8 protein-coding genes are annotated in these 13130 nt (G+C 53.0%); 3 read left to right on the forward strand and 5 right to left on the reverse strand.

Going from position 1 to position 13130, the window contains the following annotated elements; translation table 11 throughout:
- The 4 genes from FJM65_RS15645 to FJM65_RS15660 form a co-directional block, all read right to left on the reverse strand.
- Window positions 1–1086, reverse strand: a complete 1086-nt coding sequence (locus FJM65_RS15645) for an NAD-dependent epimerase/dehydratase family protein (protein WP_140622487.1) — start codon at window positions 1084–1086, stop codon at window positions 1–3.
- Window positions 1087–1146: 60 nt separating this feature from the next.
- Window positions 1147–1950, reverse strand: coding sequence for a glucose-1-phosphate cytidylyltransferase (gene rfbF / locus FJM65_RS15650; protein WP_140622488.1), 804 nt, complete (start codon window positions 1948–1950; stop codon window positions 1147–1149).
- 389 nt (window positions 1951–2339) lie between these two features.
- Complete coding sequence (locus FJM65_RS15655; protein ID WP_181163746.1) at window positions 2340–3161, reverse strand: WecB/TagA/CpsF family glycosyltransferase; 822 nt, start codon at window positions 3159–3161, stop codon at window positions 2340–2342.
- Complete coding sequence (locus FJM65_RS15660) at window positions 3151–4545, reverse strand: undecaprenyl-phosphate glucose phosphotransferase (protein WP_140622489.1); 1395 nt, start codon at window positions 4543–4545, stop codon at window positions 3151–3153. The genes FJM65_RS15655 and FJM65_RS15660 overlap by 11 nt, the downstream gene beginning before the upstream one ends.
- Window positions 4546–5584: 1039 nt before the next feature.
- Between FJM65_RS15660 and FJM65_RS15665 the strand changes: the two genes are divergently transcribed.
- From FJM65_RS15665 to FJM65_RS15675, 3 genes are all read left to right on the forward strand, one after another.
- On the forward strand, window positions 5585–11281 hold the full coding sequence (locus FJM65_RS15665) for a gliding motility-associated C-terminal domain-containing protein (protein WP_140622490.1): 5697 nt from the start codon (window positions 5585–5587) through the stop codon (window positions 11279–11281).
- A gap of 8 nt (window positions 11282–11289) precedes the next feature.
- Entirely contained in the window at window positions 11290–12315 is a 1026-nt protein-coding gene (locus tag FJM65_RS15670; protein WP_140622491.1) for a PorP/SprF family type IX secretion system membrane protein, read from the forward strand.
- Window positions 12316–12452: 137 nt separating this feature from the next.
- Complete coding sequence (locus FJM65_RS15675; protein WP_140622492.1) at window positions 12453–12860, forward strand: transmembrane 220 family protein; 408 nt, start codon at window positions 12453–12455, stop codon at window positions 12858–12860.
- A gap of 26 nt (window positions 12861–12886) precedes the next feature.
- Here the strand turns inward: FJM65_RS15675 and FJM65_RS15680 are convergent, their stop codons facing one another.
- Window positions 12887–13096 carry a heavy-metal-associated domain-containing protein gene (locus FJM65_RS15680; protein ID WP_140622493.1) on the reverse strand — a complete coding sequence of 70 codons (210 nt, stop codon included), beginning with the start codon at window positions 13094–13096 and terminating at the stop codon, window positions 12887–12889.
- Between the last annotated feature and the right edge of the window lie 34 nt (window positions 13097–13130).

Here is a 13130-nt window from a genome sequence, read left to right on the forward strand (position 1 = left end):
TTAGGCGGTTTCCAGTTCAGACTCGGCTACTTTGGAGCTGTTGCGCTGCCACTGCAGCTGCTCGTTCAGCTTTTGGACATCCTGCAGGCTGTTCAGCACCATCAGGCGCATCAGCAGCGAGTTGCGGAAATCACCGTCCTTGAACTCCATCGCCTTCAGCCCTGTATGCAGTTCCTCAATGGCCTGGTGCAAAGTATACTGTGGCTGATGGTTTGGCGCCAGCTGCTTAAACAGATCGAAGTTTACGCGGTAAGAGCGCTTGTCAGGGGCGGCGTCTGTGTTCACTGTCACATCCACACCCGGAATCAGCTCTGCCACGGCGTTTGCCAATTCGTACACCTGGTAATTCCACTCGTTAGTGCCTGTGTTCACGGCCAGGTACTCGCCGCCGTTGGATGGCTGGCGGGTTACGGCCCACTCAATGGCACGCGCCATATCGCGCACGTGGATGAGCGGACGCCAAGGCGTACCGTCACTCAGGATGTTGATCTTACCGGTGGCCACGGCGCCGGCCACAAAGTCGTTCAGCACCAGGTCCAGGCGCAGGCGGTCGCTCATGCCGCAGGCGGTGGCGAAGCGCAGGCAGGTCACGGTAAAGCCTTCTCCGGCCAATGGCTTCAGTTCTTTCTCAGTAGCAACTTTGGAGCGGGCATAGGCAGTGAGCGGGTTCAGCTCAGAGTCCTCTGTCTTGGCATGCTCGGAGGCGGCGCCATACATGCTGCAGCTGGAGGCAAACACGTAGTTCTTCACGCCGGCAGCCTTGGCCATCTCGGCAATGCGCACGCTCGACTTATAGTTGACATCCATGGTGATGTCCTCATACTTCTTGCCCATCGGGTCGTTGGAGATGGCGGCCAGGTGCACCACGGCGTCCACACCGTTCAGCACTTCGGCTGGCATCGTGCGCACATCGCCGTACAGCTGCATGTCCAGGCGGCTTTCAGGAAGTATAGGAGCGTTGGTAAGGCAGGAGGCGAAGTAGGCCATGTCGTAGCCCACAAGCGTAGCTTCGGGGTATGCGGCACGCAGGCGCTCTACCACGCCCGGTCCAACATAGCCCATGTTTCCGGTTATCAGTATTTTCATTTGGATGAAATGTATATAGTAAGAAAAGGGGTTGGGTTCTTGTTTACAGGAGTCGGAGGCTTAGTTCACGACGCCGGAAAGCATTTTATGCCACACATTCCAGGGCGCCTTGCCGCTCTGCCACAGATCCTCCAGCACGTGCTTGTCGCGCAGGGTATCCATCGGCTGCCAGAAGCCGCGGTGGCGGTAAGCGGAGAGTTCTCCCTCCTCTGCCAGCGACTCCAGCGGGCCGCGCTCCCAAATGGTGCTGTCGTTCTCGATATAGTCGAACACGCTTGGCTCCAGCACAAAGAAGCCGCCGTTGATCCACGGCATATCGCCGCCGGTTGGTTTTTCCTTAAACTGAGGGACTTTGGTGGCTTCTGAGGAAAGTGTGAATGCTCCGAAACGACCTGGCTGCTGCACAGCCGTCAGGGTAGCCTTCGTGCCCTGCGCCCTGTGGTACTCAATGGCTTCGGCGATGTTCACGTCGCTCACGCCGTCGCCGTAGGTCAGGCAGAAGGTTTCGTCGCCCACATACTCTTTCACGCGCTTCAGGCGGCCGCCGGTCATGGTACCCTCACCGGTATCCACCAGCGTCACTTTCCACGACTCGGTGTTATTCTTGTGCACCTCCATGCCGTTCTTGCGCATATCGAAGGTGACATCAGAATTGTACAGGCAGTAATTGGCAAAATATTCTTTAATGATATGGCCTTTGTAGCCACAGCAGATCACGAACTCGTTGATATTGTAGTGGGAGTAGATCTTCATGATGTGCCAAAGGATCGGCTTGCCGCCAACCTCGACCATTGGCTTCGGACGAACACCACTTTCTTCGCTTATTCTTGTACCGTAACCGCCGGCAAGTATAACTGCTTTCATTTTTATGTAAAGGGTTTAAGGGTAAAACAAAAAGGGTAATCCAGCCACCGCTCAATTGTACTTACTGGGTAGCTTATTGCTTTTCAGTAGATACGGAGATTTCTATATTTTGATGTACCTAATAAGTTTTTTTAGTACAAAAAATTTCCGGCTGCCGATACAAATGCTGAAACATGAAGCAGAATAGCTTTTAGAGCTAATTTGAAGCAAAACCCAAGAACAGGGTTTGTATAGAAATGAAGTGAGAGCACCGCTAGATTCGGTAGGCGGGCCAAGTATAAAATTGTACTTGGCCCGCCTGCCTTCCAATAAATTCGGTGACTGTTTTAGTGCTACCCTCTCTCCTTCTACTCAACTCTCCTTAGCACCTGCTATTTATACTTTACTTGTTAACGGGTTAGTTCTAACTTGCGGCCTCGCTTTAAAAGCATCAGTTTAACCACCTCATACACAAATTTTGTATTGGTAACGAGGTAGCGTTTCCAAAGCCGTTTAGGCTCCTGCCACAAGCGGTAGGTCCACTCCAGGCTCAGGTCACGCGCCCATTTCGGCAAACGCTTCTCCAGGCCGGCATAGGTCATATACGCCTGCCCAACCCCCAGCATGCAGGCTTTCACCTGCCCTTTATGATCGGCCATCCAGCGCTCCTGCTTTGGGCATCCCAGCGCCACGAACACCAGGTCAGCGCCAGCATCGTTGATCATGTTCACGATGGCTGTGTCCTCGATGTGGGTTAGCTTGCGGAACGGCGGCGAGTAACTTCCGGCCACGCGCAGGTTCGGCAAATCGGTTTTGGTGCGGGCCACCACTGCCTCCAGCACCTGATCTGTAGAGCCGTAGAAGAAAACAGACTTGCCTCGCTTCTCTGCTTCCTGCAGCAGGCGTGGCATTAGGTCCATCCCCGGCACACGGTCCTGGTGCTTTCCGTAGAGCAATTTCATCAGCTTAGACAAAGGCCCTCCGTCCGGGGAGGCTATGTCTGCGTTGTTCAGCAGGTTTTGGAACTCCTTGTCCTGCTTCGCCTCCATCAGCATGTGCACGTTGGCAAAGCACACATAAGAGGAGTCTTTATGGTCTGTGAGCCAGAAAACATGGTTCACAAAGTCATTAAATGATCCTGCCGAGATAAGGGAGCCGAGAAGTTGGCGCTTCTCTTTAATGGGCGGCGCGGCAGTTAGTGGTTTTTCTTGTAACGTCGTATCAGTAAGCATTTTTTTCGCCTTTAATCATGTTCCATACTGTCAGGAAGATAATTTTCATGTCCATCATCAGGCTCCAGTTGGCCATATACATCACATCATACTCCACGCGCTTCTCCATCAGGTGCACTTCCTTGGTTTCGCCGCGGTAGCCGCTTACCTGTGCATAGCCTGTAATACCGGGCGTAACAAAGTGGCGCATTTTATACTTGGAGATAACCTTGGAGTAGTGGTCCAGCTGCGACACCAGGTTCGGGCGCGGCCCTACCACCGACATGTCACCCAGCAATACGTTGAAAAACTGCGGGAGTTCGTCGAGGCTCGTTTTGCGCATAAAGGCGCCGAAGCGGGTAATGCGAGGGTCGTTTTTAGTTGCCTGTAATTCAGTATTGTTATTCACGCGCATGGTGCGGAACTTGTAGCAAACAAACAGCCTGTTCTTCTTGCCCGGGCGCAGCTGCTTAAAGAAAATCGGCCCTTTAGACTCCAGCTTAATCAGCAGGGCAATGATCGGAACCAGGATCGGGAAGATGAGCAGGATAACCGCCAACGAGAACACCACGTCGAAGATGCGCTTCACTACGCGGTTAGAGGCAAGCTCCAGCGGCTCGTTGCGCACGCTCAGCATCGGGATGTTGTGGTAGAAGTATACATTCACGTCCTTCTTCACGATGGCACTGAAATCCGGCACAAGGCGCAGGTAGATAAAGTTATCGTTGGCAAACTCTGTCAGTTCATCAATCTGGCCTTCGTCTGTTAAAGGCTTGGTATAGTAAATCTCATCAATGCTATGCTGTAGGCAGTAGTCCTTCAATTCTTCCATACCGCCGCGCACCTGGCTGGCATAAGGGCTGCTCATATCGGCCTCATCATCAAAGAAACCCATGAATTTAGTACCGATCTCGTCGTTGTTGCTCAGGGTTTGCTGCAGGGTAGCGGCGGCCTGGCCAGAACCAACTATAACGTAGCGTGTGTGGGCCATGTCTGAGTTGGTGAAGTAGCGGTTTACCTGAAACATGATCAGGCGGCTGAAACCAATGAGCAGCGCCGTGGACAGGTACGTATACAACAGCAACAGGCGCGACAGCTGCTCCAGGTTAAACACTACGATACAGCTGGCCAGAATAAGCGCGTGCATCACAAAAACGTTCAGCAGGTTGCTCAAGCGCCTGTCTATCGGCAGGAACCCATCAATACGCACCACAAAGTTCGAGAAGCCCGAAACAATCCACCACACGAGGGCAAACAGCACAAAGAAGATGTTGTACTGGTGGTCCAACTCAAAGTTGCCGTAACGGATCAGGTTAGAAAGCTTAAACGCAAAAGCTATTAGTGTTACGTCCAGAATCAACAGAAGAACCCTGTTAAAGCTGTAATAGTGTCTATATTTGTTCATTTGATTGAGTACATTATTTAGTCATACTGTAAACTGAAATTAATTTTGCCTCTGTCTTCGCTACAACACACTCCTTCTTCAGGCGAAACCAATGACAGGAAAGCTCCTACACCGGTTGTTAATTTCCTCGCCCTTTATGGGGAGGCGAGTGACACTCTTTTCAATTACCTCACTAATTTTTGTCTAACTATGCTTAGCACCAGACTGTGCTACGAGTGCCGGGTATTTAGACTGAATTACGCACCCTCCTTGCCTAAGGTTTATAATTTTATTAAGTTCTATTCAAAAAAATTGATTTGTTAATATAGATTAAAAGAAATATTTATATATATAAACATGGCTTATAACCCTCATTTTAAGGCACATTCAAATTTTACACGTATGCAAAGCCACGGCTATCTTTCTCACAACAACATATAACTAATCATATATTACAAACTCATTTACAAGCTATATTTATAGACTTTTATACAGCGCCTATAAACAAGCTTTTATCTAGGATAAATATAATTATTTTTATAAATAATATACTCTGATTGGTAATCAATCCGCTGGGCATAAATAAAATATTGCTCTAAACGCAGCAGTAAACTGCCAGACCAGCATCAAAAAGGAGTACAATAAAGCAGCATGAGGCGCTTTGAAAAGGCTGCCGGGCATGTTAGCATACGGGCGTGAAGAGGCCAAAAGTGTGCAAGGGATATTTTAACTTCATCAGCGCAAACTGAATAAATACAAAAAAATCAGCTTTATACGAAATATACTTTATGCAGGTTTAACTCTTCCCTAAATAATCAAGAAAATCATATCACAAATTGAACTTTAGTACCTTAAATTGCACTTACTACATCGTGCGTGCGCCAGAACAGTATTTGCACTAATCCTGACAAGTATAAAACAGGCTAAAATATACCAAAAGCGCTTTTAAGGCTTTCTATCTGGCAAACACCACATACGCGGCAGCTTCCAGGTTTTACCGGTTAACTGCTCATGTACCACTAAAACAAGACTATATACAAGATATTTACAGTCACCGTATATGCGAACCTATGCCAAAGGCATTCTATGTCTGCTCGTGTTGCAGCTTTGGAGCGCCCTTACCTACTACTCGTACGCTCAGACAAACAGCGCTTGTGATGTTGATGCCAGCATTGCAAACACAAACTTCAATAAAAGCTTTACTTATTGCAGCTATAACTATAGCGGCAAAACCATCTCGGTAAAGTTTGACTTTGAGAACACCTCCACCACCAAGGCAACAAATAAAAGCTACCGCATTGATTGGGGCGACGGCTCGTCAGATACCTATGGCCCTGACTTTGACAAGACCAGCCACACTTATGTGACCTCCGAAGCCAGATCGTACAACATGGTGCTGACAGCAGTGGGCGAGAATGGCTGCGAGAAAACCGAGACAAAGAAAGTATACATCGGAAGCAACCCCAATGTACTGGTAGACTTGGGCGGAAACTCCTTTTCCTGCGCTCCTGCTACTTATAATATCAAGGTAAGCCGCTTTGAGGATAACCCTGCCAATACCCTTTATACCTTCACCATCAACGATGGTACCCCTTCTTTTACGCGTACCCATGCGGAGCTGCTGAAAGACCCGGTTATACCCCATCAGTTTACCGAAGCCTCTCCGGCGGGCGGTTTTTCTGTTACCTGCCGCGCCTCCAACGACTGTAGCTACTCCGAAAGTACCTGGACGGGCATACGCGTAACCAAAGGGCCGGTAGCAGAGATCGGCGTGAAGAAAAACAGCTCTTGCGTAAACCAGGAAATCGTGCTGCAAGACCGCTCCACGGACGGCTATGACGGCTTTGGGTCCGAGATGCCGCACATTGCCGATTGGCAGATCAGCCCGTCTACCGGCTGGGAGATGCGCATCGGCAAAGGCGAAGTGCGCCTGGTGTTTACAGAAACCGGCGACTATACCGTTAAGCTAATTGTTTCGCCAGAAGACCCCAATACCACCTGCGTGGACAGCTTTAAGGAGATGCAGTTCCATATCGTGGATCCGCCCATCGCCGCCTTTACACCAACCCTTTCCCCTGAAAACGGCTGTACCACCAACACGGTAAGTATAAGCAATACAACACAGGGCGAAAGCGTGCGCTATAACTGGGCTGTAACCGACACGGAAGGCAAGCCTGTGAAGAACTGGGGCACCATAGAAGGTGGCGCAACAGCCAAAGAACCTGCTTTTAGCTTTACAAAGCCAGGCGAATACCGCATTACATTGACAGCTGACAATGGCTGCTCGCCCAGCACCGTCACGCAAAATGTTACCATAAAAGGACAGCCAACTGTGGCGCTTCCTGCCGCCCAGACATACTGCGGCCCGCAGACGCTGGAGTTTAGCGATGCGAACGCCAGTCATGCGCCTGCGTACGATGCACAGTTCGGTGCCATCACCGGTTATAAGTGGGAAGTGCAGGCAATTACTGGCGACGGCGCTTACACTTTTGAAAACGGCACCGGAAGGGATTCCAAGAACCCGGCAATCCGTTTTACCAACCCCGGCACCTACGAAGTTACGGCCTACGCCCTAAGCGAGTGCGGCGAAAGCTCTGCCCCAGCCCGCCAGACGATCACGATCAACCCGCTGCCGGAACTAAGGGCCACTTCGCCAAGCGCAGCGATTTGTATTGGCGGCAGCACCACCATCAGCATGGAGGGCGCGGATCATTATACCTGGGCACCGGCCACCGGCCTTAGCGCCACCACCGGCAGCACCGTCACCGCCAACCCGAGCGAGACCACCACTTATACTATAACAGGCACCAACGAAGCGACAGGCTGTAGCAGCACCACCACTTTTACGGTGGTAGTAAACCCGCTTCCGCAGATACAGGTAATCTCCGGAAAGGGCGAAATATGCCTTGGGCAGGAAGAAACCCGTCTTTCTGCTTCCGGTGCGGATACTTATACCTGGGCTCCGGCCACCGGCCTTAGCGCTACTACCGGTGCTGACGTGACAGCCAACCCGAGCGAGACTACCACTTATACGGTAACGGGCTATAACAGCGCCACCGGCTGCAGCAGCACAGCGGAGGTTACCGTTACCGTATTACCGCTGCCAGAGGTGAATGCCGGCCCAGACCTTACTGTTTGCGATGACCCTACGCCACTGCAATTGCAGGCAAGCCCGGCAGGCGGTGTGTGGAGCGGCGCGCACGTGAGCGCCTCAGGAGAGTTTATACCGGACGGCAAAGGCACCTTTGAGCTGACTTATACTTATACAAACGAGAAAGGCTGTACCAACTCAGATAATGTAACCGTGGAGGTGACAGACGTGGCACAGGCGGAAGTGGAGCAGAAGGAGATGGAAGTGTGCCTGAACGGGGGCCAGTTTATACTAGGCGCCAGCCCGGCAGGCGGCAGTTGGAGCGGCTCCAAGTATGTCTCTGAAGACGGCACGTTTACGCCTTCTGCCGTGGGCACCTATACCTTAACCTATACCGTATACACCGGCTCCTGCTTCACCACTGACCAGATGCAGGTTACTGTAAAGCCATTGCCGGCCGCTCCAGTTATCACAGGGGTGCAGGATATATGCTACAACACAGCCACCACATTGCAGACAGACGCACAAACAGGAGCAGTGAACTGGTACGACCAGCCAAACGGTGGCAAACTGCTAGGCACTACGCCGGCGGGCACAGGTTTTGAGACCGGTCAGCTGACTAAAACCACTAACTTTTTTGCAGAGTATGTGGGCGACAACCAATGCGCCAGCACCCGCACTAAAGTAACGGTGATCGTGCGGCCAGAGATTGTGGCCCCAGAGGTTGCACCTGTCACTATTTGCGGAGCGGGCACAGCGACTCTTGTGGCCAAAGGCACCGCCAGCAGGTATAATTGGTATGATGCCAGCGGCAAGCTAGTGGTGAGCCAGGGCAATAAAGTATTCGAGCCGACGGTTGAGCAAAGCACTTCTTTCTTTGTAGAGGCAGTTATAGGCAATTGCGCCGGCCCGCGAACGCAGGTACAGGTTACGGTAAACCCAATCTTGGATAACAACACCGTCACTGCCCCGGAGATAGTATGCGCCAACGCGCCGCTTAGCATCTCTGGCTCAGAGCCAGTTGGCGGCGGAGGAGCCGGCACTTATACATTCCAGTGGATGATCAGCCCAGACGGCAGCACCTTTGAGGAAATCGAGGGTGCCACAGGCAAAGTATACCAGGCGCAGGCGGGGCTGAAAGAACCGGCCTGGTTCAAGCGCGTCGTTTACTCTAGTGGCTGTGAGCTTGCGTCTGAGGCTGTGAAAGTGGAGGTCATCCCGGCAATCACTAAAAATGAGCTGCGCGAGGTGCCAACCATTTGCCATGGCCAGGTACCAGAAGCGATCCAGGGAGTTGTGGCAGGCGGCGCCGCGCCCTATACCTATACCTGGTTTGTAAGCACAGACAACATCAACTTTAAGGAGATAAAAAACAGCAACTCGGACAGCTACCAGCCTACTGCGCCGCTTACCGATAACACCTGGTATAAGCGCGTCGTGAAATCCGGCTCCTGCCAGGAAGTTACCAGCAATACCGTGATGGTGCGGGTGATGCCCCCCATCAGCAAAAACCTGATCAGCGGCACGCAAACGATTTGCGAGGGCGACGCAGCCACACTTACAGGTCAGGTACCGGAGGGCGGCTATGGACCAGGCAGCTATACTTTCTACTGGGAGTCTAAAACCGCTGACGGCGAGTACCGGGAAGTACCGAACAGCCGCGGCACCAGCAAAAAAGACTGGACCGCCCAAAGCATGACCGAAACCACTACGTTCCGAAGAGTGGTCGTATCCGGCTCCTGCACCGTAAGCACCAGCGACCCGGTAGTAGTTACCGTCAACCCGAAGATCCTGAACTTAATCTCCGGCGACCAGGAAGTATGCCAAGGCGGTGTTCCAGCGCTGCTCACCAGCCTCACCCCTACCACGGGCGGCGAAGAAGGCAAGTATAGCTATAGCTGGGAGTATAAATCCGAAGGCGACCCTAACTTTATGCCGGCACCAGGCAACAGCACCCGCGCCGACGGCAGCTACCAGCCTGGCAGCGTGAGCAAGACCACGCAGTTCCGTCGCAAAGTTACCTCCGGCGGCTGCACCAGCTTCTCGGAGCCCGTGACGGTTCTGGTTAACCCGGCCGTTGAGAATTACAACATCAAGGCTTCGCAAAGCATTTACGCTGGCACCAAGCCCGCGCCGCTTACGGGCCTTAACACGGCTCCGGTAAAAGGAGGCAACGGCAAGTATAGCTACCGCTGGGAGTTTAGCCTGGACGGCACCAGCTTTGAGCCGGCTGACGGCAACAACCAAACCGCCGACTATACCTTCCCGAGAGGGCTGTACAAAGACACCTGGTATCGTCGCGTGGTGATGTCGGGCGGCTGCGAGGTCGTGTCGAATGAGGTGAAGATCACGGTCATCGCAGAGATTGCGAACAACATCATCCGATCTGACCAGACGATCTGCACAGGCAACGTGCCGGAGCGACTGGAGGGCGGTGTGCCACAGGGCGGCGAAGGACACTTTAACTACCGCTGGGAAATGAGCACGAAAGGCGACAAAACAGGTTTCGTGACGGCGCAAGGCTATAATAATGCTCCTAACAACGAGCAAAGCTTCCAGCCCGGCCCTGTCAGCCAGGATACCTGGTTCCGCCGCGTGACGACCTCCGGCGCCTATACTGACATCAGCAACGCCATCCTTATTTCGGTGAGGCCGGAGCTGAGCAACAATGTGGTGCTGTCGGGTACCCAGACGGTGTGCTATGGCTCAGAGCCTGCCGCCCTAGCCGGCTCAGTGCCAGCGGGCGGAAGCGGGCAGCCGGCTTACCTGTGGGAGCAAAGCAACGCGCAGCACGGCATTTATACCCCTGCCCCAGGCCAGAACGACCGGAAAGACTATACGCCAAGCCCGCTTACGGAGAACACGTGGTTCCGCCGGGTGGTAACCTCGGCCTCCTGCGGCACGCTTACCAGCAACGCGGTAGAGGTAAAAGTTACCCCGCTGCCAGACATGCCGGTGGCGCAGGGAGCGAACCTTTGCGCCGGCCTCAGCACCACGCTCACGGCCAAAGGCAAAGGCGGAAGGCTGGAATGGTATGCCAGTGCGGCCGGCGGTGAGCCAGTCGCAACCGGAAGCACCTTCAGAACGCCCGCGCTGTATCATACCACGACCTACTTTGTGCAGGAAGTGCAGAGCTGCGCCAGCAAACGCTTACCGGTTACAGTAACGGTAACAGAGCCTACCCTGAGCGCTGGGCCCGACATTACCGTGGTTAAAGGCAGAGGTGTGCAACTGCAGGCGGAGGGCGGCTTGTCTTACTCGTGGGCACCTGCCGAGGGCATGGACAACCCGAACATCGCCAACCCAACCGTTACCCCGGAGCAGACCACTGTTTACACGGTAACGGCCTCCACAGAGGGCGGCTGTACCTTTACCGACGAGGTGGTGGTGGTCGTGCTGCCGTTCGTGGACATCCCGAACACCTTTACGCCTAACCATGACGGCATAAACGATACCTGGCAGATCGAGAACATAGAGAAGTATAGCAACTGTAAAGTGCAGGTGTTTAACCAGTGGGGCAACATGGTGTTCAGCTCCGAAGGGTACGGGCAGCCTTGGGATGGCCGCCAGAATGGCAACCCGCTTCCGATGGCAACCTATTATTACATCATAAAATTAGATCAGAACGAAAAGCCCTTAACCGGCAGTGTGACCATTGTTAAATAAGCCATCAGATGAACAAACTTTTAGCCCTGGGAGTGATGATTCTGCTAGTTGCCGGCAACGCCCTTGCACAGCAGCGCCCGCAGTACACGCAGTATACGTTAAATAACTACCTGGCCAACCCTGCCATTACGGGTATAGAGGATTATGCCGACCTGAAACTGGGCACGCGCCAGCAGTGGTCGGGCCTGGAGGGTGCGCCGCAATCATACTATGCCACGTTGCACATGCCGATAAACAACCCCGGCAGCGCTTACAGCCGCGGGCGCAGGAGCGGTGGCCTGCCAAAGGAATCCAGCATGAAGGGCTCCAGCATTTACCGCAAGGCGCGGGCGCACCATGGTTTCGGGTTAATGGCCATGTCTACCAGAACAGGCCCGCTGAAGCGCGGGAGCGTATCGGCCAGCTATGCTTACCATCAGCCGCTCACACGCTCCATACAGGTGTCGGCTGGGGTGCAGCCGGGTATCATCCAGTACAGCCTGGACCCTGCCCGTGTAAAACTGGCCGGCAACAGTGCCAACGACCCCGCCATCTATGACGGGCGGGTAAATGAGGTGAAGTTTGACCTGAGCGCGGGCCTGTGGCTTTATTCCCGCAACTTTTATGTGGGGGTGGCAGGCGCCCAGTTGGTGCCCAGCAAACGCCAGTACCTCCCCGACAACACCCCATCCGACAACGATGGCTCGCTGCAGCAGCACTACTATGTAACCGGCGGCTACCGCATAGACGTGGCTCCCTACATTGCACTGGTGCCCTCAGTGATGGTCAAGATGGCGCAGCCGAGCCCGCTTTCAATAGACGGCACCATGAAGGTGATCTATGGCGACAGGCTTTGGGCAGGCCTGACTTACAGACACAAAGAATCTGTAGCGGCAATGGCAGGCATTAACATCAATTACCTGCTCGACCTGGCCTACTCTTACGACGCCAGCACATCCCCTTTGGGTAACGCCAACGCCGGCAGCCATGAGGTGGTGTTAGGTTTTAAGCTGCGCAATGCACGCAAGGTCTTTTGCCCCGAGTGGGCATGGTAATAATATTAAATAATGGTTTAGTTTGAGAGTACAGAAACGGGGCAGCTATTTTAGCTGTCCTTTTCTTTTATGGCCTGGCGGCAGGTTGTAACTTTGGAGCGCCCGGTGCAGTATGGCAAAGTATAAACCCCACTCCTATGCTACTCAAGAAAATCTCCGCTAATGCTTTCGGGCTTGTCTTCCTTTCTTTTGTTGTAGTGCAGTATAACGACCCGGACCCGCTGGTTTGGATACTGATTTACAGTTTTGCCGCTGTGCTTTGCTTGCTGACGGCCGCCGGCAAGGTGGCACCTAACATGCTGTGGTCGGCGGCGATGCTCTATGCGGTAGGCGGCATCTACATGTGGCCGGAGCATTTTGAAGGGGTAAGCATTGGCGGCGGCGACATTAAAAACATAGAGGAAGCCCGTGAGTCGCTGGGGCTGTTTTTATGCGCGCTTGTGTTTGCCGGCTTTGCACTTTACGAGCGATTTGCCCTATACCGTACAATGCGGGAGCAGGCACTGCAAAGAGCAAAATGGGCCAGCGGGTTAAAGTCCCACTAGCCCCATAAAATTATTTACAAATAGCTTTACAGCTGCTCGGCCTCGAAACCTGCTTTTTTCACAGTTTCTCTGATCGTTTCAGCATCAGCTGCGTCAGCTTTTACCTCCAGCACCTTTTCCGGGTTATCGGTATCCACCTTCCACTCCTGCACGCCTTCCAGCTTGTTTAGGTGAGGTGTTACGGCTCTTACACAGTTTCCGCAATTAATGTTGGTCTTGAATTTATAGGTTTTCATACTTCTCAATTTACTTATTTAACATATTAATTAC

Source organism: Pontibacter mangrovi (genome assembly GCF_006385705.1).
Classification (GTDB): domain Bacteria; phylum Bacteroidota; class Bacteroidia; order Cytophagales; family Hymenobacteraceae; genus Pontibacter; species Pontibacter mangrovi.